The sequence below is a fragment of the Pseudomonas sp. SMN5 genome (genome assembly GCF_052041925.1).
Taxonomy (GTDB): Bacteria; Pseudomonadota; Gammaproteobacteria; order Pseudomonadales; family Pseudomonadaceae; genus Aquipseudomonas.
Window position 1 is genome coordinate 1 of the sequence record NZ_JBKGGX010000039.1, and the last position, 21,120, is coordinate 21,120.

20 protein-coding genes are annotated in these 21,120 nt (G+C 61.6%); 12 read left to right on the forward strand and 8 right to left on the reverse strand.

Going from position 1 to position 21,120, the window contains the following annotated elements; translation table 11 throughout:
- Positions 1-390: 390 nt before the first annotated feature.
- From ACLEJR_RS25600 to ACLEJR_RS25620, 5 genes are all read left to right on the forward strand, one after another.
- Positions 391-801 (forward strand): glycine zipper domain-containing protein, encoded by a 411-nt coding sequence (locus ACLEJR_RS25600; RefSeq protein ID WP_440817400.1) that lies wholly within the window; start codon positions 391-393, stop codon positions 799-801.
- Positions 802-1,148: 347 nt separating this feature from the next.
- Positions 1,149-1,307 (forward strand): hypothetical protein, encoded by a 159-nt coding sequence (locus ACLEJR_RS25605; RefSeq protein WP_440794032.1) that lies wholly within the window; start codon positions 1,149-1,151, stop codon positions 1,305-1,307.
- A 29-nt stretch (positions 1,308-1,336) separates the two neighbouring features.
- Positions 1,337-1,540, forward strand: coding sequence for a hypothetical protein (locus tag ACLEJR_RS25610; protein WP_440817403.1), 204 nt, complete (start codon positions 1,337-1,339; stop codon positions 1,538-1,540).
- 89 nt (positions 1,541-1,629) lie between these two features.
- A complete protein-coding gene (locus tag ACLEJR_RS25615; RefSeq protein WP_440794029.1) occupies positions 1,630-2,016 on the forward strand; it encodes a hypothetical protein in 387 nt (128 codons plus the stop codon).
- Between the two features lie 181 nt (positions 2,017-2,197).
- Positions 2,198-2,893 (forward strand): HAD-IA family hydrolase, encoded by a 696-nt coding sequence (locus ACLEJR_RS25620; RefSeq protein ID WP_440794027.1) that lies wholly within the window; start codon positions 2,198-2,200, stop codon positions 2,891-2,893.
- A 67-nt stretch (positions 2,894-2,960) separates the two neighbouring features.
- Here the strand turns inward: ACLEJR_RS25620 and ACLEJR_RS25625 are convergent, their stop codons facing one another.
- Positions 2,961-3,707: a 3-oxoacyl-ACP reductase family protein gene (locus ACLEJR_RS25625; protein WP_440794025.1), complete on the reverse strand. Its 747-nt coding sequence runs from the start codon at positions 3,705-3,707 to the stop codon at positions 2,961-2,963.
- 126 nt (positions 3,708-3,833) lie between these two features.
- Between ACLEJR_RS25625 and ACLEJR_RS25630 the strand changes: the two genes are divergently transcribed.
- On the forward strand, positions 3,834-4,757 hold the full coding sequence (locus tag ACLEJR_RS25630) for a LysR family transcriptional regulator (RefSeq protein WP_440817405.1): 924 nt from the start codon (positions 3,834-3,836) through the stop codon (positions 4,755-4,757).
- Positions 4,758-4,901: 144 nt separating this feature from the next.
- Here ACLEJR_RS25630 and ACLEJR_RS25635 read toward each other — a convergent pair whose 3' ends face one another.
- From ACLEJR_RS25635 to ACLEJR_RS25645, 3 genes are all read right to left on the reverse strand, one after another.
- Complete coding sequence (locus tag ACLEJR_RS25635) at positions 4,902-5,630, reverse strand: aspartate/glutamate racemase family protein (RefSeq protein WP_440817408.1); 729 nt, start codon at positions 5,628-5,630, stop codon at positions 4,902-4,904.
- 60 nt (positions 5,631-5,690) lie between these two features.
- A complete protein-coding gene (locus tag ACLEJR_RS25640) occupies positions 5,691-7,220 on the reverse strand; it encodes an NCS1 family nucleobase:cation symporter-1 (RefSeq protein WP_440817409.1) in 1,530 nt (509 codons plus the stop codon).
- Between the two features lie 451 nt (positions 7,221-7,671).
- Complete coding sequence (locus tag ACLEJR_RS25645) at positions 7,672-8,415, reverse strand: phosphoadenylyl-sulfate reductase (protein WP_440794018.1); 744 nt, start codon at positions 8,413-8,415, stop codon at positions 7,672-7,674.
- Positions 8,416-8,589: 174 nt separating this feature from the next.
- Between ACLEJR_RS25645 and thrH the strand changes: the two genes are divergently transcribed.
- The gene (thrH, locus tag ACLEJR_RS25650; RefSeq protein WP_440794016.1) at positions 8,590-9,207 is read left to right on the forward strand and encodes a bifunctional phosphoserine phosphatase/homoserine phosphotransferase ThrH; all 618 of its coding nucleotides are present in this window, start codon (positions 8,590-8,592) and stop codon (positions 9,205-9,207) included.
- 109 nt (positions 9,208-9,316) lie between these two features.
- Here the strand turns inward: thrH and pabB are convergent, their stop codons facing one another.
- The 4 genes from pabB to rloA form a co-directional block, all read right to left on the reverse strand.
- Complete coding sequence (gene pabB / locus ACLEJR_RS25655) at positions 9,317-10,660, reverse strand: aminodeoxychorismate synthase component I (protein ID WP_440817412.1); 1,344 nt, start codon at positions 10,658-10,660, stop codon at positions 9,317-9,319.
- A gap of 185 nt (positions 10,661-10,845) precedes the next feature.
- Positions 10,846-11,832, reverse strand: a complete 987-nt coding sequence (locus ACLEJR_RS25660) for an alpha-L-glutamate ligase-like protein (RefSeq protein WP_440817414.1) — start codon at positions 11,830-11,832, stop codon at positions 10,846-10,848.
- Positions 11,832-13,364: an osmotic stress tolerance membrane protein RloB gene (gene rloB / locus ACLEJR_RS25665; RefSeq protein ID WP_440794010.1), complete on the reverse strand. Its 1,533-nt coding sequence runs from the start codon at positions 13,362-13,364 to the stop codon at positions 11,832-11,834. Before rloB ends, ACLEJR_RS25660 begins: the two co-directional genes overlap by 1 nt.
- 5 nt (positions 13,365-13,369) lie before the next feature.
- The gene (gene rloA, locus ACLEJR_RS25670) at positions 13,370-13,906 is read right to left on the reverse strand and encodes a retropepsin-like aspartic peptidase RloA (RefSeq protein WP_440817416.1); all 537 of its coding nucleotides are present in this window, start codon (positions 13,904-13,906) and stop codon (positions 13,370-13,372) included.
- Between the two features lie 282 nt (positions 13,907-14,188).
- On the opposite strand from rloA, the gene ACLEJR_RS25675 reads away from it, so the two are divergent.
- From ACLEJR_RS25675 to prpF, 5 genes are all read left to right on the forward strand, one after another.
- On the forward strand, positions 14,189-14,902 hold the full coding sequence (locus tag ACLEJR_RS25675; protein WP_440817418.1) for a GntR family transcriptional regulator: 714 nt from the start codon (positions 14,189-14,191) through the stop codon (positions 14,900-14,902).
- Positions 14,899-15,789 carry a methylisocitrate lyase gene (prpB, locus tag ACLEJR_RS25680; protein ID WP_232777519.1) on the forward strand — a complete coding sequence of 297 codons (891 nt, stop codon included), beginning with the start codon at positions 14,899-14,901 and terminating at the stop codon, positions 15,787-15,789. The genes ACLEJR_RS25675 and prpB overlap by 4 nt, the downstream gene beginning before the upstream one ends.
- Before the next feature lie 57 nt (positions 15,790-15,846).
- Positions 15,847-16,974, forward strand: a complete 1,128-nt coding sequence (prpC, locus tag ACLEJR_RS25685; RefSeq protein ID WP_440817421.1) for a bifunctional 2-methylcitrate synthase/citrate synthase — start codon at positions 15,847-15,849, stop codon at positions 16,972-16,974.
- A gap of 200 nt (positions 16,975-17,174) precedes the next feature.
- The gene (gene acnD / locus ACLEJR_RS25690) at positions 17,175-19,766 is read left to right on the forward strand and encodes a Fe/S-dependent 2-methylisocitrate dehydratase AcnD (protein WP_440817424.1); all 2,592 of its coding nucleotides are present in this window, start codon (positions 17,175-17,177) and stop codon (positions 19,764-19,766) included.
- Between the two features lie 70 nt (positions 19,767-19,836).
- Positions 19,837-21,030 carry a 2-methylaconitate cis-trans isomerase PrpF gene (prpF, locus tag ACLEJR_RS25695; protein ID WP_440817427.1) on the forward strand — a complete coding sequence of 398 codons (1,194 nt, stop codon included), beginning with the start codon at positions 19,837-19,839 and terminating at the stop codon, positions 21,028-21,030.
- Positions 21,031-21,120 lie beyond the last annotated feature (90 nt).

Consider the following 21,120-nt stretch of genomic DNA (forward strand, 5'->3'; position numbering starts at 1 on the left):
CCCCCCCCCCCCCCCCCCCCCCCCCCCCCCCCCCCCCCCCCCCCCCCCCCCCCCCCCACGACAAGTGATAAACCTTGAGTGAACAGCATTGCGTCACCGAGCGGGGCTTTTTTCGCGCGTTTTTTCTCGGAAGAAATGGCCTCAGCGAAAATATTTTTCATCTTTTTTCAACGACCGGTTTCTTTCACGTTTCTTTCACAAGCGGCCACGTAGTCTGAACTCATCCGTTAGAAAGCAGTACCTGCCCGTTTCCCCAGCGGGCTTTTTTTTGCCTGTCATAAAATAATTCCCGTATCCGCTGTCCAATCGGCATGGCCTGGCCGTTTGGCGTAAACTCGCGCCCGCGCGCAGCGGCCGTCTTTCCGATGCGGCATTCTTGAGGTTTTTATCATGCGTTTGACGTTGTCCACTCTTGTCCTTGGGTTGCTGGTCGCACAAGGCGCAATGGCTGCCGGTGACGGGACTGCTGCGGTTGGCGGTGGCCTGGGCGGTGTGTTGGGGAATGTGGTCGGCCAGCAGCTAGGCGGCAGCACCGGCGCAGCGATTGGCGCGGGTGTCGGCGGCGCGGCCGGCAGCGCGGTAGGGGCTCGCAAGGGCAGCCGTACTGAAGCGGCCATCGGCGGTGGTCTGGGTTCGGCCGGCGGTTCAATTGTCGGAAACCGCCTGGGTGGCTCGACCGGTTCTACCATCGGTGCGGGCATCGGCGGCGCGGCCGGTGGTGCGTTGGGTAGCAATCTGTCGGATGACGATGACAGGCATTCAGGTGGCAAGAAGCACAAGCATAAGCGCAAGCATCGTTAAGCGGATGCTTGCCTGAATAGATCCGGCCTGGTGCCCAATGCTGTTCACTTAATGATGTCGCCGCCCCGTGGCGAGGGAGCTTGCTCGCGCTGGAGCGCGCATCGGTCCCGCGCTTTTGGGGCTGCTGTGCAGCCCAGCGGGAGCAAGCTCGCTCGCCACGACCAGTGATAAATCTCAAGTAAGCAGCATTAGGCCTGGTGCCGGTTTTTTTGTTTTTCCGCTCAGGACCGAGATCACCGTTAGTGTGTTGGCGGTTCCCAGGCCTATGCGTTCCAAGACATTTCTTCGGAACGTTCACCGTTCTCCCGCCTCGAATTCATACATCCACCACAATCACGAGGTGTGTCATGACGCCTGAAACCGAAGGCAAGGAAGAAAAAGGCCCGACGGGTGTTCCGTTCGTCAATGACCCAGGTAATGAAGATCCCGGTTCGCTGATGGACGATGCGCAGGTACCTCTGATCGACGATGAAGACGCCGAGCTTGAGGATGAGTCCTACGAATGAGGTCGGGAATTCCCACTCAGGAGGTTGTAATGACTGCCGATTCGCCTGTCCCCAATGATGATGAAACCCCGGAATATCCATTGCCATCGCCCACCAACCCGCTGAGCCGAGACCAGTTGGCGCCCGACGATGAGGCCGGAACGGAGCAAGCCCCGAGTGATGATGACGATATCGAAGCCGCGCCGGATGACCCGGACATTGCCGGTGACGACGCGTCGGGTAAACCGAGCTGATCATCAGCGCCGCCTGTCGATCCACAGGCACCATCAGCGCGTCATGATTGCCACACGTCAGGTAGGTACCATGAAAAAGGAGATCCACCATGATGAAATCCAACGTGACAGCGCTGACGCTCGCCGGGATTCTTTCGGTCAGTTCCGTGGCTACTTTCGCACAGACTTCAGGCGGCAATGCCCCTGTGGATAAAGGCGGAATGCCGCCGTCGACACAAATGGACGCGGGAGGTACTTCGGACGTCGGCGGTAACGCCTTGCCCCCTGGCTCCGTGGGCGGCGGTAATGGAGGCGACGCCAGTGGCAGCAGCACCAGCCCGGGTACGGGGACGGGTTCGACCAGCGGTGGCAGCACGATGGGTGGTGCACCTGCCGGGGGCAGCACCAACGGCGGGACCGGCACCAGCGACAGCGGCGGTGCCGGAGGCTCGGGCGGTGGCTCCGGTTCTGGAGGCTCTGGCAGTTCGGGCCAATAAAATAACCGGACCGATCGATGTTACGAAGAGGGACTACGCTCCCTCTTCACATCGGATTGCATGACATCGGGATTTCTCATTGCCTGTTTCAGGGCGCTGTCGTTATTCTGCTGAATCCTTTAAGGCAAACATCCTGCGCGGGATTTCCCTGCATGGGGGTGTTGATGACGGATCCGATGCGATGAAACCACCGCACAAAGAGCTAGGCCCTATCAAAGCAGTGATTTTCGACATGGATGGGCTGCTGCTGGACACCGAGGGGATCTACACCGAGGTGACTTCCATCATCGCCGAGCGCTACGGGCGCACCTTCGATTGGAGCGTGAAGCAAAACATCATTGGTCGCGGTGCCGCAGACCTGGCCAATTACGTGGTCCAGGCGCTGGAACTGCCGATCACTCCGGAGCAGTTCCTGGAGATCCGCGAGCCGCTGATGCGCGAGCGTTTTCCCCGTGCGCTGGCGATGCCCGGCGCTCAGGAACTGGTACGGCACTTGAAGGCCAGCGGCATTCCGATTGCGGTGGGCACCAGCTCGTCGAGCCAATCGTTCGCCCTGAAAACCACCCTACACCGCGACTGGTTCGCGTTGTTCGACTTTATCGTGACGGCGGACGACCCGGAAGTTGGCGCAGCCAAACCGGCACCGGACATCTTCCTGACTGCTGCACGTCGTCTCGGCGTTGCGCCTCGCGATTGCCTGGTGTTCGAAGATTCGCCGTTCGGGGTCACGGCCGCGAAAGCGGCAGGCATGACCGCCATCGCGATTCCGGACCCGGCCATGGCCGATGAGAAATACGCCCACGCCGACGCGATCATCCGTTCGTTGAAGATGTTCCAGCCGGGTCTATGCGGCCTGCCAGAGCTGGAATGGGCCTGACAAAAAAGCGCGACACAACACAACGCCGGTCATGGTGATCCATGACCGGCGTTTTTTTATGCATGGATCAAGCGCCGAAACCACCGTCGATGGTCAGGCTGGCACCGGTGATGTAACCGGCTTCCGGGCCTGCCAGGTAGGCGACGAAACTGGCGATTTCATCCGCCTTGCCGTAGCGTCCGACGGCCATCAACGACATCAGGCTGGAGGCGAAGTCGCTGTCGGCCGGGTTCATGTCGGTGTCTACCGGGCCTGGCTGCACGTTATTGACGGTGATGCCCTGAGGGCCCAGGTCACGGGCCAGGCCTTTGGTCAGGCCCACCAGTGCGGCCTTGCTCATGGCGTAGGGGGCACCGCCAGCGAAGGGCATGCGGTCGGCGTTGGTGCTGCCGATGTTGATGACCCGACCGCCTTCAGCCATGTGCCGGGCAGCCGCCTGGGTGGCGATGAACACGCTGCGCACGTTGATGGCCAGGGTCTGGTCGAAATCTTCGAGCTTGAATTCGTTCAGCGGAGCCATTGCCAGCACGCCGGCGTTATTGACCAGGATGTCCAGCCGGCCGAAGGCTTCGACCGTGGCTTCCACCGCATTGCGGATCGCGTCAGCGTCGGCGCTGTCAGCCTTGATCGCCAGGGCCTTGCCACCGGCCGCAGTGATGGTGTTCTGCAGTTCTTCCGACTTGGCGGCCGAGCTGACGTAAGTGAAGGCCACTGCTGCGCCTTCGGCTGCCAGACGTTTGACGATGGCGGCGCCGATACCGCGTGAACCGCCCTGGATCAGGGCGACCTTACCGCTCAATGCTTGAGTACTCATGGGATTCTCCAAAACTGCCGAGGCGGGATGCCGCGGTTGATGGAGGCGAGTATCAGCAATTGTCGATCGGCTGAGTAGACGTCAGCTGATACAGTCTGTGTAAACCAAAAGTTTAGAGTGGCGCTTATGGAAACCTTCAGCAGTATCGAATGCTTTGTTCGCAGTGCCGAAGTCGGCAGCTTTGCCGAGGCCGCACGCCGCTTGAGCCTGACGCCTGCAGCCGTGGGTAAGAGCGTCGCCAAGCTCGAGGCGCGGCTGGGAGTGCGGCTGTTTCAACGCAGCACCCGCAGCCTGGCGCTGACCGAAGCCGGGCAACTGTTTCTGCGCGAAGTCGGCAGCAGCTTCAGCACCATCCAGAACGCGGTCGCCAATCTGGCGAGTGCCGGCGGGCAGCCTGCGGGCACGCTGAAGGTGAGCATGGGCACGGCATTTGGCCGGTTGTACGTAGTGCCTTTGCTGAGTGACTTCCTACAGCGCTACCCGGCGATCAGCCCGGATTGGCATTTCGATAACCGCCAGGTCGATCTGATCGGCCAAGGTTTCGATGCGGCCATCGGAGGCGGTTTCGAACTGCCTCAGGGCGTGGTGGCGCGCAAGCTGGCGGTGGCGCATCGGGTCCTGGTCGCCTCCCCGGACTACTTGCAAAACCATGCGCCGATCATCGAGCCGGAAGACCTGGCGCATCACCAGGGCATCCTGATCCGCTCACCGCAAACCGGGCGGATTCGCTCCTGGCAATTGACCAGTCGCACGCGCCAGCACAGTCCACTCATGCTCAAGGCGCGCATGACCATGAGCGACTCGGAAGCCGATTGCGCGGCGGCGGCCCAAGGGTTGGGCATTGGTCTGGTCAGCATGCCAGTGGCCGTGCCTTACCTCGACTCCGGCGCGTTGCTTCGGGTGCTGCCGGACTGGTACGTCGATGACGGCAACATCTCGATTTATTACGCCGAGCACAAGCTGCTGCCGGGCAAGACCCGGGCGTTTGTGGATTTCATCATCGAGCGGTTTGCGCAGCAGGGGTGGGGGGAGCGGTTCAGTGCGGTTTGAGCTTGGCTTCGGACCGAGTCGCGCCTATCGCGAGCAGGCTCGCTCCCACCCTGTTTTGTGGTGACTGTAATGTTGCGGTCACTGCAATCCCTTGTGGGAGCGAGCCTGCTCGCGATGAGTGCAACTCGGTCTTGAGCGAACAACTCACCGCCCAAACCGCCCCGGCCAGCCAATGATGGTCTTGGGCCGAGGCGTTGCATAAGTGCGCACCTTCGACGTCGACAACCCCAATCGCACCAGGGATTCGGCAATGGTAACCGCCGCAGTCACGCCATCCACCACCGGCACTCCGGTGCGTTGGCGGATCTGTTCATCGAGCCCGGCCATGCCGCCGCAGCCCAGGCAAATGACCTCGGCTCTGTCCTGGCTGACCGCCAACTCGGCCTGCTGCACCACCGCTTCAACCGCTCGCTGTGGATCCTGCTCAAGTTCCAGCACCGCCAGGCCACTGGCCCGCACCGAGGCGCAGCGGTCGAACAGGCCGGATAGTTTGAGGCGGTCCTCGATCAACGGTACGGTGCGATCCAGGGTCGTGACCACCGAATACGCATGGCCGAGGAACATCGCGGTGCTGGCGCCGGCATCGGTGATGTCCACCACCGGTACGTTCAGCAGTTCCTGCAAACCTTCGCGACCGTGCTCGCCGTAACCGGCCTGGATCACTGCGTCGAATGGCTGGTCGTAGGCCATCACTCGGTCCATCACCGCGATGGCCGCCAGGTAGCTTTCAAAATTGCCCTCGATGGAATCGGCACCGAAATGCGGCGTGAGCCCGACGATCTCGGTGCCAGGGGCCGCAACCGCCTGGGCCTGCCGGGCGATGGCCTGGGTGATGGATTCGGTGGTGTTGACGTTGACCACGAGAATTCGCATGAGCATTTTCCTTGATTCACAAAAGGTAAGCGGCCCGAACGCAGCGGGCCGCCTGAACAATCAATGGCTGACATTATCCACAGCGATGGATTCACCGCTGACGTCCTCGTAGAACGGCTGGCGCTTGGCGATGATCAGGTAGAGCAGCCCTGCAATCGACGCGCCGATCAGCCAGGAAAACGGGGAAACACTGTCGAAACCGGGCACCAGCGCGAGGATGATCGCGATCAGCGCCGCCGGAATGAACGCCGCCACCGCCCGCAGGTTTACCCCGTTACTATAAAAGTACGCACCGTTCGGGTCTTCGCTATACAACTGCGGCACGTTGATGCGGCCTTTTCGCAGCAGCCAGTAGTCGACCATGATCACGCCGTACAGCGGCCCGAGCAGCGCGCCGAGGCCGGACAGGAAGTACACGATCACCAGCGGGCTGTTGTAGAGGTTCCACGGCAGGATCAACACAGCGATGGCGGCGCTGATCAGCCCGGCGCGGCGGAAGTTCAGGTATTTGGGGGCCAGGTTGCTGAGCACGAAGGCCGGCGCGACGAAGTTGGCCATGATGTTCACCGCCACAGTGACGATCAGGAAGGCCAGGCAGCCGAGCACCAGAAAGAAGGTGTTGGGAATCGAGGCAATGACTTGGGTCGGGCTTTCGATGATTTGCCCGTTGATCTGGAACTGCGCGCCGCAGAGCAGGATGGTAATCCCGGCAAACACCAGAATGTTCACCGGCAGGCCCCAGAAATTTCCCACGACGATGGTCCGCCGGCACGGCGAAGAGCGGGCAAAGTCGCAAAAGTTAAGGATCAACGTGCCATAGATCGCCAGCCACAATGCGCCGCCGGCAAAAATGTTGCGCCACATCTCGCCCCCGGTCAGCGGCTCGCGGATCGACCAGGCGATGGTGGCGCCGGCCTGGGTGTACATCCACCCGGCGAGAGCGGCGACGGTGACCAGGATCACCGGCCCGGCAAACCCTTCATAACGGCGCACCGTTTCCATGCCGTAGGCCAGGATCACCAGTTGCACGAACCAGATCATCACGAAACACACCCAGCCCAGGCTCGACAGGCCTAGGATCGAGTTGTGGTCGTAATCGGCGAAGCCAGGGTGGATCGCCACCAGCAGCACCCGGAACACCACCGAGGCCAGGTAGGTCTGGATGCCGAACCAGGCAATCGCGATGACCGCGCGGATCAATGCAGGAATCTGCGCCCCGTGGATTCCGAAGCTGATCCGGCTGATCACTGGAAACGGTACGCCGGTCTTCTGCCCCATGTAGCCGGACAGGTTCATGAAGCCGTACACCAGCGCGGCGCCGATGCCCAGCGACAGCAAGATCTGCCAGCCGCCCAGGCCCAGCGCATACAAGCCGATGGCAAAGGAGTAGTTGGCGATGTTGTGTACGTCATTGGTCCACAGGGCAAAGATGCTGTAGCGGCCCCAGCGGCGGCCTTCGACCTTGGTCGGCGCTAGGTCCTTGTTATGCAACCTTGGGCTCAAGGCCAGGGAAACCGCGCCTTTGTCTTCGAGGGCAGTAGGAGAGGGAGGTAGATCCAGCGCAATGTTATTGGAGAGACTTGTACGCATTCCGGCAGGCTCCTGATTCTCGGCGCCGCGATGACTGTGCATGAGCGCCAGGCTCGGCAATCTTCGTCGTGGGGGGGCGAGCAACCATTGGTTACGGGGCATCTGCAGCCTGTACGGGATAGGGCGCTTCAGGCTTGCGGATCTAAAGTGTGTGTAGGTTTTATAAATGTTGTATACAAAACACTTGTCGACTCAAGCCAGATTTATGCCACTTACGGATCTATCCAGTTGCGCGATAATTTCGTTTTGTTATGAATTTCTGATAAGTGACTGAAAATCGGGGCATTAAAACTGACCGATTAAGCAGGTATTTTTTTGTCCGAACGCCAAGGAGAGCAGAAGGGACGGGCGGGGTGGGAAGGTCGATGTAACTTTAGGGGGCAATGAATAGGTAAGTGCACACAAAAATGACACTTATAGTGACATTTTTGTGTACAGGTGCGGTGGTCGCTTAGACAGTCTTGGATTTGGCAATGATGTTCCCGGCATGCAGCCCGCATTCTTTCTGCGTGGCTTCTTCCCACCACCAGCGACCTTCACGTTCGTGCTGGTTCGGCAGCACCGGGCGCGTGCAGGGCTCGCAGCCAATGCTGATGAAGCCGCGTTCGTGCAGGCTGTTATAGGGCAGCTCCAGCATGCGGATGTAGCCCCAGACTTCCTCGCTGGTCATTTGCGACAACGGGTTGAATTTGTACAGAGTGCGCTCGGGGGTAGAAAACGCCGTGTCGATTTCCAGTACAGCCACCTGGCTGCGGGTGCCGGGGCTTTGGTCGCGACGCTGGCCGGTGGCCCAGGCGCGTACGTCGGTGAGCTTGCGGCGCAGCGGCTCGATCTTGCGAATGCCACAGCACTCGCCGTGGCCATCCCTGTAAAAACTGAACAGGCCTTTTTCCTTCACGAACGGGTCCAGCTTCGTATGGTCCGGGGAGACCAGTTCGATATCGATCTTGTAGTGCTCGCGCACCTGATCGATGAAGCGGTAGGTTTCAGGATGCAGGCGACCGGTGTCGAGGCTGAACACCTTGACGTTCTTGTTCAGCTTCCAGGCCATGTCCACCAGCACCACGTCTTCGGCGCCGCTGAAGGACAGCCACAGGTCGTCGCCGAATTCGGCGAAGGCCAGCTTGAGGATGTCCTGGGGGGACTTGTTGGCATAGGTCGTGGCGAGTTCCACGACGTCAAACGATGGGCTCATCAGGGCGGTTTCCTACAGGTCGGTGGCGCTGGGCGCTCTATATGGGGCTGATGGTAACAAAAGCTGTCGGGGCTGGCGCGCTCCTGTGCGTTGCGCAGGTTCGGACGAATGGCTAGAGTCGGCGGGGCTTTTATTCGCTCAACCGATAAACATCAGAATAAGTGGGAGTGTCTTGTGGAAATTGCCTGTCTCGATCTGGAAGGTGTGCTGGTCCCGGAGATCTGGATCGCCTTCGCCGAAAAAACCGGGATTGAATCCCTCAGGGCGACCACTCGGGACATTCCCGACTATGACGTGCTGATGAAGCAGCGGCTGCGCATCCTCGATGAGCACGGCCTCAAGCTCTCCGATATCCAGGAAGTCATCGCCACGCTCAAGCCCCTGGAAGGCGCCATCGAATTCGTCGATTGGCTGCGCGAACGCTTCCAGGTGGTGATTCTATCCGACACCTTCTACGAATTTTCCCAACCGCTGATGCGCCAGCTGGGTTTCCCGACGTTGCTCTGCCATCGGCTGATTACCGATGACAGCGGGCGCGTCACTGGCTACCAACTGCGTCAGAAAGATCCCAAACGCCAGTCAGTCCTGGCCTTCAAGAGTCTGTATTACCGGGTGATTGCGGCGGGGGATTCCTACAACGACACCACGATGCTCGGCGAGGCCGATGCCGGAATTCTGTTCCATGCGCCGGAGAACGTGATCCGCGAATTCCCGCAATTCCCGGCGGTGCACAGCTTTGCCGAGTTGAAGCAGGAATTCATCAGGGCGTCGAAGCGGATGTTGAGCCTGTAAACCACATCCTCTGTGGGAGCGAGCCCGCTCGCGATAGCGGTGGTTCAGTCACGATGGATTTTGCTGACAAACCGCTATCGCGAGCAGGCTCGCTCCCACAAAGGGCCGGTTACAAGCTCTGCAATGTGTCCAGCAGCACCTTCACCTTGGTGATCGATTCCTGGTACTCCGCCTGCCAGTCCGAATCCGCGACAATCCCGCCGCCGCCCCAGCAACACACCTGCCCATCCTTGACCAGCAGACTGCGGATGGCGATGGAGCTGTCCATCTCGCCACGCACGTCCAGGTACAGCAGCGATCCGCAATACAGTCCGCGTCGGGTCGGTTCGAGTTCGTCGATGATCTGCATCGCGCGGATTTTCGGGGCGCCGGTGATCGAGCCGCCGGGGAAGCTGCCGGCGATCAGGTCCAGGGCATCTTTGTCCTCGGCCAGTTCGCCGGTCACGCTGCTGACCAGGTGGTGGACGTTCGGATAGCTTTCCAGGCTGAACAGTTCCGGCACACGCACCGAGCCGATACGGCAGGTGCGGCCCAGATCGTTGCGCAACAGGTCGACGATCATCAGGTTTTCCGCTCGGTCCTTGGAGCTGGCCAGCAGCTCGGTCGCGTGGGCGGCGTCTTCGACGGGCGTAGTGCCGCGGGGGCGGGTGCCTTTGATCGGTCGGGTTTCCACATGACCGTGGCTGACCTTGACGAAGCGTTCCGGCGACAGGCTCAGCACCGCACCGCCATCAGCCAGGCTCTGGAACCCGGAAAACGGCGTTGGGCAGGCTGTGCGCAGTGCCTGGTAGGCGGCCCAGGCATCGCCCCGGCACGGTGCGCGGAAGCGCTGGGCAAAGTTGACCTGATAACAATCGCCGGCCCGGATATACGCCTGGATGCGTTCGAAGGCCAGTCGATAGGCCTCGGCGCTGAGGTCGGGCGCCATCGGTCGTTCCAGGCTGAAGTCGTTGAGCGGCGGCGTCTGCGGCTGATTGAACAGCTCGATCAGTCTCTGGCGTTCGCGCTTGGCGCAATGGGGGTGGAACACCAACTGGCTGGTGGCTTCCTGGTGATCGCTGACCAGGGCCCAGTCGTACACGCCGAAACGGGCATCGGGCAGGTGCAGATCGTCGGTGGCGTGGGTCGGCAGGGCTTCCAGGTGTCGACCGAAGTCGTAGCTCAGGTAGCCGATCAGGCCGCCGGCGAAGGGCAATTGCACCGAAGCGGGCAGTTCCGCAGGGCCCAGCTGTGTCAGGTGGCTGCGCAAGCGTTGCAGGAAGTCGGCACCGCGTTCGTCCGGCAACACCGCCAGTTGCGCCAGGGGCCAGGCGCTTAGCAGGTCATAACGCCCGCGCTCGGCGCTCGGCCGGCCGCTGTCGAGCAGCACGCTGCCGGGGGCATGACGGATCGCCGCGAAGTACTCGGCGGGGTTGGCGCGGTAGGGCAGCGGATGTACGGAACAGGTTGGCATGGGCGAGGCGGGTCAGCCGTTCAGGCGGGGCAGCGATTGTAATCTCCTGTAGGATTTGCTCCTAGAGGGATGTCGGAGATGGGTACGTCTGGCGACAGAAATAGCAGTGTGGACGAACATTGTGGCGAGGGGATAAATCCCCTCGCCACAGATTGTGTATCAGCCACTAGAGCAGGTTAAAGAAGTCACCCTTCAACCGGCGGAATATGCCCGAACAACCCCTGGGCAAACGCCACGCGTTCTTCCACGGTTTCCACTACGCCCCGAGTCTTGAGGTCTTCGAGGCGGGCTTCCACGGCGTGGGTGCGCAGGGTCAGGCCGCAGTCGTTGGCGATCTGGATGTTCAGTCCCGGGCGGGCGTTCAGCTCCAGGATCAACGGGCCTTTTTCCTGGTCCAGCACCATGTCGACGCCGATGTAGCCCAGCCCGCACAGCTCATAGCAGCCGGCGGCCAGTTTCATGAAGCCGTCCCAGTAGGGCAGTTGCACGCCGTCCACGGCGTTGGTGGTGTCGGGGTGCTTGGTGATGATGTTGTTCAGCCAGGTGCCGCGCAGGGTCAGGCCGGTGGCGAGGTCGACGCCCACGCCGATGGCACCCTGGTGCAGGTTGGCCTTGCCGCCGGACTGGCGGGTCGGCAACCGCAGCATCGCCATCACCGGATAGCCCATCAGGACGATGATGCGGATATCCGGCACGCCTTCATAGCTGATGCTCTTGAAGATCTGGTCCGGCACCACGCGGTATTCGATCAGCGCCCGGTCGCGGTGGCCGCCCAAGGAATACAGGCCGGTGAGGATGCTGGAGATGTGGTGCTCGATCTCTTCGTGACTGATGATCTTGCCCGACACCGTGCGATAGCGGCCCTCGAAGCGGTCGGCAATCACGATGATGCCGTCGCCGCCCGCGCCCTGGGCCGGTTTGATCACGAAGTCGGTGCGTCCGCCGATGATCGAATCGAGTTTTTCGATTTCTTTTTCGGTGGAGATGATCCCGTACAGCTCCGGCACATGGATGCCGGCCTCGATGGCCCGCTCCTTGGTGATGATCTTGTCGTCGACGATCGGGTACAGGCTGCGCTTGTTGTACTTGAGCACGTAGTCGGCGTTACGCCGGTTGATGCCCATGATGCCCCGGGCCTCCAGGGCCTTCCAGGTCTTCCAGAAGCCGAACATTACGAGTCAGCCTTCAGAAAGGCCTTGAACCGTACCAGCTCGGTCAGGCGGTAGCCGCGATAGCGACCCATGGCCAACATGAAGCCCACCAGGATCAGCAGGATCGCCGGGAAGGTGAAGACGAAGTACACCAGCTCCGGCACGCTCATGATCAGGTGCGCCAGGGAGGCGGCGAACAGCGTGCCGATGGCGACTTTCATGGCATGGCCGGCGCCACGTTCTTCCCAGGTGATGGACAGGCGCTCGATGGTCATCGTCAGGATCACCATCGGGAACAGCGCCACCGACAGGCCGCGCTCCAGGCCCAGCTTATGGCTGAACAGGCTGATGGCCGCGATCAGCACCACTACGAATGTCAGCACCACCGACAGCCGTGGCAGCATCTGCAACTTGAGGTGCTCCAGGTACGAGCGCAGCGACAGGCCCAGGGTGGTGATCACCGTGAACAGGATAATCCCGAAGCCCAACTGGGTTTCGCGAAAGGCCAGGGCGATCAGCACCGGCGTAAACGTACCCAGGGTCTGCAAACCGATCAGGTTGCGCAGCACCAGGATCACCAGCACGCCAATCGGGATCATCACCATGATCATGAACGTCTGCTGGGTTTGCAGTGGCAGGCCGTAGAGCGAGTATTCGAGGAAGTTGGCGTCGGTGTTCTCGTCGGTCAGCTTGGCCAGGCGAATGGCGTTCATTTCACTGTTGTTCATGCTGAAGGTGACGGTGGCTTTCTTGCCGCCATCGACGGTGATCAGGTTTTCATCGCCGGTCCACCACAGCAGGCGGTCGGTGGGCAGGCCTTGTTCGCCGGTGTCCGGGTTGAAATACAGCCAGTCGGTGCCGTTGAAGCTGCGCAGCCACAGTTCGGGTGTCTGCGGTTGGTCGGCGACCAGGCGGATGGTGTGGACTTTCTCCACCGGCACGTGGGCGATGGACAGCACCAGTTCGACGATCCGGGCTTTGTTGCTCGACGACGGATCACCGGCCAGCAGCAGCTTGACGTTGTCGTCATTGAGATTGTTGACACGCTTGATGGCTTCGCTGATGAAGGTTTCCACGTCAGCCGAGTGCTGGCGGATCGGCGCGAGCAGCGCCTCGGCGGCGAGCTTCTCCGGGCCTTCTACAGCGATGCTGTCGCGGAATGTCGGGCCCTTGACCTTGGTTTTCTCGGCGCTGTAGCGCTTGGTCAGCACCAGGCGGTAATACAGCGTCTGGTTGCCCTTGGCCCGGCGTGCCGACCACGTCACCTTGCGGTTGCCATCGACCCGGTTCACCGCCACACCGTAGTTGTTGGAGATGAAGCTCTCGTTGAGGCTGACATAGTCGCGGCTCAGCGGCGGGACGAACATCTGGATCTTCACCGGATCCTTGGCGTTGGGCACGAACTCGACCTTGGCGTCGATGTTCCACAGGTCATCGGTGGCGTCTTCGGTCACCGGGATGCCGAGCACGAAAATCTGATAGGCCGTTACCGACAGGCCCAGCACCACCAGGATGGCGATCAGCACTTTCAAATGGAGGGTCAGGGAGCGCATTGGAATTACTCTGCGGTTTGAGCGGCATTGGCGCAGGCGGGTTTGCCGGCAGCGTATTTAAGACTGGGGTCGACCAGCGCATCGAAGCGCTTGAGCGCCTCGGAACCGATCAGCAACGGGTATTGGAAGGCGCTACGGTCGGTCAGGTTCACTTCAATGCTGCGCAGGGCCGAACCCATGCAGATATCCAGTTCGATGACCGGCCTGGCCGTGTACTTCTTGCCTTCTTCCGGGTCGTAGTCACCGGCGCGGCGCTTGATCTTGCTGACCCGGGCCAGCGGACGTTCGATAGGGTGCGAGTGGGCGGCGTCGATGGCCAGGAAGAAACGCACCCAGGATTCACCGTTGCGCTTGAAGCGCTTGATGTCGCGGGCGCTGAGCGAAGCGGTCTTGGCGCCGGTATCGAGCTTGGCGGCAACCTCCAGGTCGATGCCCTGCAAGGTCGCGTATTCGTTGAGGCCGTACACGGTTTTTTCACCCGCCGCGGCGAGGCCGGGCAGGCACATGAAATAAAGAACGGCAGATAAGGGCTTGAGTGTCATAGATCCTGGTGCACGGCGTTCCGTTTATCGGTTCAGGCCCTGGCATTACTGCACAAGCTCCTTCGGTAGCCTTCTCTATAAATAGAAGAGCAGTAAACAGCGGCGGCATTCTAGCACGGTGGTTTTCTGACGCCACCGCTGGCCGGAGGCTACGAGTCATCCCGGCGTCGCCTGGGCATGCTACCCATTATTAGACGATTGTCGACAATTTAGATTTTTGCTTTGACGTTTACCCTGCCATTGGTTAGTTTTTGCTTCATTGATTTTAAAGGTGTCGACAATATGCTCGATCAGCTCGATTCGCCGGTGGCGGCTCAAGATGACTCGGAGACACTCTCCGAGAACGTCTTCCGGCGGATCCAGGCGGCCATCGTCAAAGGTGAAATCGCCCCCGGCAGCAAGATTTCCGAGCCCGAGCTGGCCCGTACCTACGGCATCAGCCGCGGGCCGTTGCGCGAGGCGATCCATCGCCTGGAGGGTCAGCGCCTGCTGGTGCGCGTGCCCCACGTCGGTGCCCGAGTAGTGTCGCTCAACCACGCCGAGCTGCTGGAGCTCTACGAGATCCGCGAGTCCCTCGAAGGCATGGCCTGTCGCTTGGCGGCCGAGCGCATGACGCTCGAAGAAATCGACGAGTTGCGCCGGGTTCTGGAAACTCACGAGCGCGATGCGGCGTTCCAGGCCGGAGTCGGCTATTACCAGCAGGAAGGCGATTTCGACTTCCATTACCGGATCATCCAGGGCAGCGGCAATCGCACCCTGACCCAGATGCTCTGCGGCGAGCTGTATCAATTGGTGCGCATGTACCGCATCCAGTTTTCCACCACGCCCAACCGTCCGCGTCAGGCCTTTGCCGAGCACCACCGGATTCTCGATGCCATTGCCGACCGTGACGGTGAGCTGGCTGAGTTACTGATGCGCCGGCACATCGGCGCCTCCAAACGCAATATCGCGCGTCATTACCAGGACAGCGCCACCACTGAACGAGGTGAGTCATGAGTTCCAGCAACAGCACGCCAGGCCAGCGATTCCGCGATGCGGTCGCCAATGAGCATCCGCTGCAAGTGGTGGGCACGATCAACGCCAACCACGCACTGTTGGCCAAGCGCGCCGGTTTCAAGGCGATCTACCTGTCGGGCGGCGGCGTCGCCGCTGGTTCCCTCGGCGTGCCGGACCTGGGCATCACCGGCCTGGACGACGTGCTGACCGACGTGCGGCGGATCACCGACGTCTGCGACTTGCCATTGCTGGTGGACGTGGACACCGGTTTCGGCTCTTCGGCGTTCAACGTGGCCCGCACCGTCAAGTCGATGATCAAGTTCGGCGCGGCGGCGATTCACATCGAGGATCAGGTCGGCGCCAAGCGTTGCGGCCATCGCCCGAACAAGGAAATCGTGTCGCAGCAGGAAATGGTCGACCGCATCAAGGCCGCCGTCGATGCCCGCACCGACGACAGCTTCGTGATCATGGCGCGCACCGATGCCTTGGCCGTGGAAGGGCTGGACTCGGCCCTGGACCGCGCCGCCGCGTGCATCGAAGCCGGGGCCGACATGATTTTCCCCGAAGCCATTACCGAGCTTGAGATGTACAAGCTGTTCGCCAGCCGCGTGAAAGCGCCGATCCTCGCCAATATCACCGAGTTCGGCGCCACACCGTTGTATACCACCGAGCAGCTCGCCGGCGCCGATGTATCCCTGGTGCTGTACCCACTGTCGGCGTTCCGTGCCATGAACAAGGCGGCCGAGAACGTCTACACCGCGATCCGCCGCGACGGCACGCAACAGAACGTCATCGACACCATGCAGACACGCATGGAGCTTTACGATCGCATCGACTACCACACCTTCGAGCAGAAGCTCGACGCGCTGTTCGCCGCGAAGAAGTAAGGCGCAACCCTCTATAACTTGCCGATTCCCTACAAATTCAAGAACTGGAGACAGCAAATGGCCGAAGCAAAAGTACTCAGTGGCGCCGGGCTCCGTGGCCAGGTGGCCGGGCAAACCGCATTGTCCACCGTGGGCCAGTCCGGTGCCGGCCTGACCTATCGCGGCTATGACGTCCGCGACCTGGCGGCGCAAGCACAATTTGAAGAAGTGGCCTACCTGCTGCTGTACGGCGAGCTGCCGACCCAGGCGCAGCTGGATGCCTACACCGGCAAACTGCGCCAGTTGCGCGACCTGCCCCAGGCGCTCAAAGAAGTGCTGGAGCGCATTCCCGCCGACGCCCACCCGATGGATGTGATGCGCACCGGCTGCTCGTTCCTGGGTAACCTGGAGCCGGAGCAGGATTTCACCCAGCAGCATGACAAGACCGACCGCCTGCTCGCCGCGTTTCCGGCAATCATGTGCTACTGGTACCGTTTCAGCCACGAAGGCCAGCGAATCGAATGCGTCACCGACGAGCCGTCCATTGGTGGTCATTTTCTGCACCTGTTGCACGGCAAGAAGCCGAGCGAGTTGCACGTCAAGGTGATGAACGTGTCGCTGATCCTCTACGCCGAGCACGAATTCAACGCCTCAACCTTCACCGCACGGGTCTGTGCCTCGACCCTGTCGGACCTGTTTTCCTGCATCACCGCCGCCATCGGTTCGCTGCGTGGTCCGCTGCACGGCGGCGCCAACGAAGCGGCGATGGAAATGATCGAGCGCTTCGACTCGCCGGAAGCGGCGATCAAGGGCACCTTGGGCATGCTTGAGCGCAAGGACAAGATCATGGGCTTCGGCCACGCGATCTATAAGGACAACGACCCGCGCAACGAGGTGATCAAGGGTTGGTCGAAGAAGCTCGCCGCTGAAGTCGGCGACACGGTGCTGTTCCCGGTCTCCGAAGCCATCGACAAGACCATGTGGGAACAGAAGAAGCTGTTCCCCAACGCCGACTTCTACCATGCCTCGGCGTACCACTTCATGGGTATCCCGACCAAGCTGTTCACGCCGATCTTCGTCTGCTCGCGCCTGACCGGCTGGGCCGCCCACGTGTTCGAACAACGCGCCAACAACCGCATCATTCGCCCGAGCGCCGAATACACCGGCGTCGAACAGCGCAAGTTCGTGGCAATCGAACAACGCTGAGCTGGAGGGCGCTGACGCTGCAACTGAAGAAATCTAAAACCCCTTGTGGGAGCGGGCTTGCTCGCGAATGCGAACTGACATCCAACATTGATGCCGATTGATACACCGCCTTCGCGAGCAAGCCCGCTCCCACAGTGGACCGAGTTCACTTCGGTAGCTGCGCCAACCCTTCTGAAACCACCGTGACCCGAGTCCTGACGATGAACACAGAATTTCGCAAACCGCTGCCCGGCACTTCGCTGGATTATTTCGACGTTCGCGGGGCCGTGGAGGCCATCCGCCCTGGCGCCTATGACGGCCTGCCGTACACTTCCCGCGTGCTGGCGGAGAACCTGGTGCGTCGCTGCGACCCGGCCACGCTGAACGAATCGCTGCTGCAACTGATCGAGCGCAAGCGCGACCTGGACTTCCCGTGGTTCCCGGCCCGGGTGGTCTGCCATGACATCCTCGGCCAGACCGCACTGGTGGACCTGGCCGGCCTGCGTGACGCCATAGCCCAGCAGGGCGGCGACCCGGCTCAGGTCAATCCGGTGGTGCCGACCCAACTGATCGTCGATCACTCGTTGGCGGTGGAAAGCGGCGGTTTCGATCCTCAGGCGTTTGCCAAGAACCGCGCCATCGAAGACCGGCGCAACGAGGACCGTTTCCACTTCATCAACTGGACCAAGAAGGCCTTCAAGAATGTCGACGTGATTCCGCCGGGCAACGGGATCATGCACCAGATCAACCTGGAAAAAATGTCGCCGGTGATCCAGCAGCGCGATGGCGTGGCATTTCCCGACACCTGCGTCGGCACCGACAGTCACACCCCCCATGTCGATGCTCTGGGCGTGATCGCCATCGGCGTTGGCGGCCTGGAAGCCGAAAGCGTCATGCTCGGCCGCGCCTCGTGGATGCGCCTGCCGGAAATCATCGGCGTCGAACTGACCGGCAAGCTGCAACCGGGCATCACCGCCACCGACATGGTGCTGGCGCTGACCGAGTTCCTGCGCAAGCAAAAAGTCGTCGGTGCCTGGCTGGAGTTCTTCGGCGAAGGCGCCCGCGCCCTGACCCTGGGCGACCGCGCGACCATCTCCAACATGGCCCCGGAATACGGCGCCACCGCAGCGATGTTCCATATCGACCAGCAGACCATCGACTACCTGAAGCTCACCGGCCGTGAAGACGCCCAGGTGCAGTTGGTGGAAACCTACGCCAGGCAGGTGGGCCTGTGGGCTGACAGTCTGCAAGGCGCCCAATATGAGCGTGGCCTGACGTTCGATCTGTCCTCGGTGGTGCGCAACATGGCGGGCCCGAGCAACCCGCACGCCCGCGTTGCAGTTTCGGATCTGGCCGCCAAGGGGATCTCCGGTCAGTGGGACGAGGTGCCGGGGCAAATGCCCGACGGCGCCGTGATCATCGCCGCCATTACCAGTTGCACCAATACCAGCAACCCGCGCAACGTGATCGCCGCAGGCCTCTTGGCGCGAAACGCCAATCGCCTGGGCCTGGCCCGCAAGCCGTGGGTCAAGTCGTCGCTGGCGCCGGGTTCCAAAACCGTGGCGCTGTACCTGGACGAAGCCGGCTTGACGCCGGAGCTGGAGAAACTGGGCTTTGGCGTGGTGGCGTTTGCCTGCACCACCTGCAACGGCATGTCAGGCGCGCTGGACCCGGTGATCCAGCAGGAAATCATCGACCGCGACCTGTACGCCACCGCCGTGCTGTCGGGTAACCGCAACTTCGACGGGCGTATCCATCCGTACGCCAAGCAGGCATTTTTGGCCTCGCCGCCATTGGTCGTGGCCTACGCCATCGCCGGGACCATCCGCTTCGACATCGAGAAAGATGTGTTGGGCGTGGTGGACGGTCGGGAAATCCGCCTCAAGGACATCTGGCCGAGCGACGAAGAAATTGAAGCCGTGGTCAAGGCTTCGGTGAAACCGGAGCAGTTCCGCCAGGTGTACATCCCGATGTTCGCCATTCAGGAAGACACCGGACCGAAAGTCACACCGCTGTACGACTGGCGCCCACAAAGCACCTACATCCGTCGCCCGCCGTATTGGGAAGGCGCATTGGCCGGTGCGCGCCCGCTCAAGGGCATGCGTCCGCTGGCGGTGCTGCCGGACAACATCACCACCGATCACCTGTCGCCTTCCAACGCCATCATGCTCGACAGCGCCGCCGGCGAATACCTGGCGAAAATGGGCCTGCCGGAAGAGGACTTCAACTCCTACGCCACGCACCGGGGCGATCACCTGACCGCTCAGCGTGCCACTTTCGCCAACCCGAAACTGTTCAACGAAATGGTCCAGGAAAACGGCAAGGTCAAGCAGGGTTCGCTGGCGCGGGTCGAGCCGGAAGGCAAGGTGATGCGTATGTGGGAAGCCATCGAAACCTACATGGAGCGCAAGCAGCCGTTGATCATTATTGCCGGTGCCGACTATGGCCAGGGTTCGTCCCGCGACTGGGCGGCCAAGGGCGTGCGCCTGGCCGGTGTCGAAGCGATTGCCGCCGAAGGTTTCGAGCGTATTCACCGCACCAACCTGGTGGGCATGGGCGTGTTGCCGCTGGAATTCCTGCCCGGCACCAATCGCAAGACCCTGGGCATCGACGGCAGTGAGGTCTATGACGTGATCGGCGAGCGTACGCCGCGTGCGACGCTGACCTTGGTCATCACTCGCAAAAACGGCGAGCGCGTCGAAGTGCCGGTGACCTGCCGCCTCGATACCGCCGAAGAGGTGTCGATCTACGAAGCGGGTGGTGTGTTGCAGCGCTTTGCCCAGGACTTCCTCGAATCGGCGGTTGCCGTCTAAATCCGTCAGGCGGCCAGGGATGCATGAATCCTTCGGTCGCCTGCTTTTGCGTCAAAGGAGCAAGAGCACCATGGCTCACTCGCCTCAAATCAAGATTCCCGCCACTTATATGCGTGGCGGCACCAGCAAAGGCGTGTTCTTCAGCCTGCAGGACCTGCCCGAAGCGGCTCGCGTGCCCGGTCCGGCGCGCGATGCCTTGCTGCTTCGGGTGATCGGCAGTCCCGATCCGTACGAGAAGCAGATCGACGGCATGGGCGGCGCGACGTCCAGCACCAGCAAGACCGTGATCCTGTCCAAGAGCACCCGGGCCGACCACGATGTCGACTACCTGTTCGGCCAGGTGTCCATCGACAAGCCGTTCCTGGACTGGAGCGGCAACTGCGGCAACCTGTCGGCGGCAGTGGGTTCGTTCGCCATCAGCAGCGGCTTGGTCGATGCCAGTCGCATTCCGCAGAACGGCGTGGCCGTGGTGCGGATCTGGCAGGCCAACATCGGCAAGACCATCATCGCCCATGTGCCGATCACCGATGGGGCGGTGCAGGAAACCGGCGATTTCGAGCTCGATGGCGTGACCTTTCCGGCGGCTGAAGTGCAGCTGGAGTTTCTGGATCCGGCGGCTGACGAGGAGGGCGGTGGCGGTTCGATGTTCCCCACGGGCAATCTGGTGGACGACCTGGACGTGCCCGGCGTCGGCACACTGAAGGCGACGCTGATCAACGCCGGGATCCCGACCATTTTCATCAATGCCAGGGACATCGGTTACACCGGCACCGAGTTGCAGGGCGCCATCAACGGCGATCCCAAGGCGCTGGCAATGTTCGAAACCGTCCGCGCCCACGGTGCCTTGCGCATGGGCTTGATCAAACACCTGGACGAAGCCGCCCAGCGCCAGCACACGCCGAAAGTGGCGTTTGTCGCACCGCCGACGGACTATGTTTCGTCCAGCGGCAAAGCGGTAGCCGCGAGCGATGTCGACCTGCTGGTGCGGGCGCTGTCCATGGGCAAGCTGCACCACGCCATGATGGGCACGGCCGCGGTGGCCATCGGTACGGCGGCGGCGATTTCCGGCACCCTGGTGAACCTGGCCGCTGGCGGCACCGAGCGCAACGCCGTCCGCTTCGGCCACCCGTCCGGCACCCTGCGCGTCGGCGCCGAGGCCAGCCAGGTCAACGGCGAATGGACCGTGAACAAAGCCATCATGAGCCGCAGCGCACGGGTGTTGATGGAAGGGTTTGTGCGAGTGCCTGGGGATGTCCTGAACTGAGCGCCTGAACATCCACAATCAAAACCTGTGGGAGCGAGCCTGCTCGCGATGGCGGTGTGTCGGTTGGCGATGAGGCTGAATGTACTGGCC

What these genes read in the sequence shown, in the direction of transcription:
- ACLEJR_RS25600 (WP_440817400.1), top strand. Translation starts at nt 391, where the DNA reads ATGCGTTTGACGTTGTCCACTCTTGTCCTTGGGTTGCTGGTCGCACAA.
- ACLEJR_RS25605 (WP_440794032.1), top strand. Translation starts at nt 1,149, where the DNA reads ATGACGCCTGAAACCGAAGGCAAGGAAGAAAAAGGCCCGACGGGTGTT.
- ACLEJR_RS25610 (WP_440817403.1), top strand. Translation starts at nt 1,337, where the DNA reads ATGACTGCCGATTCGCCTGTCCCCAATGATGATGAAACCCCGGAATAT.
- ACLEJR_RS25615 (WP_440794029.1), top strand. Translation starts at nt 1,630, where the DNA reads ATGATGAAATCCAACGTGACAGCGCTGACGCTCGCCGGGATTCTTTCG.
- ACLEJR_RS25620 (WP_440794027.1), top strand. Translation starts at nt 2,198, where the DNA reads ATGAAACCACCGCACAAAGAGCTAGGCCCTATCAAAGCAGTGATTTTC.
- ACLEJR_RS25625 (WP_440794025.1), bottom strand. Translation starts at nt 3,707, where the DNA reads ATGAGTACTCAAGCATTGAGCGGTAAGGTCGCCCTGATCCAGGGCGGT.
- ACLEJR_RS25630 (WP_440817405.1), top strand. Translation starts at nt 3,834, where the DNA reads ATGGAAACCTTCAGCAGTATCGAATGCTTTGTTCGCAGTGCCGAAGTC.
- ACLEJR_RS25635 (WP_440817408.1), bottom strand. Translation starts at nt 5,630, where the DNA reads ATGCGAATTCTCGTGGTCAACGTCAACACCACCGAATCCATCACCCAG.
- ACLEJR_RS25640 (WP_440817409.1), bottom strand. Translation starts at nt 7,220, where the DNA reads ATGCGTACAAGTCTCTCCAATAACATTGCGCTGGATCTACCTCCCTCT.
- ACLEJR_RS25645 (WP_440794018.1), bottom strand. Translation starts at nt 8,415, where the DNA reads ATGAGCCCATCGTTTGACGTCGTGGAACTCGCCACGACCTATGCCAAC.
- pabB (WP_440817412.1), bottom strand. Translation starts at nt 10,660, where the DNA reads ATGCCAACCTGTTCCGTACATCCGCTGCCCTACCGCGCCAACCCCGCC.
- ACLEJR_RS25660 (WP_440817414.1), bottom strand. Translation starts at nt 11,832, where the DNA reads ATGTTCGGCTTCTGGAAGACCTGGAAGGCCCTGGAGGCCCGGGGCATC.
- rloB (WP_440794010.1), bottom strand. Translation starts at nt 13,364, where the DNA reads ATGCGCTCCCTGACCCTCCATTTGAAAGTGCTGATCGCCATCCTGGTG.
- rloA (WP_440817416.1), bottom strand. Translation starts at nt 13,906, where the DNA reads ATGACACTCAAGCCCTTATCTGCCGTTCTTTATTTCATGTGCCTGCCC.
- ACLEJR_RS25675 (WP_440817418.1), top strand. Translation starts at nt 14,189, where the DNA reads ATGCTCGATCAGCTCGATTCGCCGGTGGCGGCTCAAGATGACTCGGAG.
- prpB (WP_232777519.1), top strand. Translation starts at nt 14,899, where the DNA reads ATGAGTTCCAGCAACAGCACGCCAGGCCAGCGATTCCGCGATGCGGTC.
- prpC (WP_440817421.1), top strand. Translation starts at nt 15,847, where the DNA reads ATGGCCGAAGCAAAAGTACTCAGTGGCGCCGGGCTCCGTGGCCAGGTG.
- acnD (WP_440817424.1), top strand. Translation starts at nt 17,175, where the DNA reads ATGAACACAGAATTTCGCAAACCGCTGCCCGGCACTTCGCTGGATTAT.
- prpF (WP_440817427.1), top strand. Translation starts at nt 19,837, where the DNA reads ATGGCTCACTCGCCTCAAATCAAGATTCCCGCCACTTATATGCGTGGC.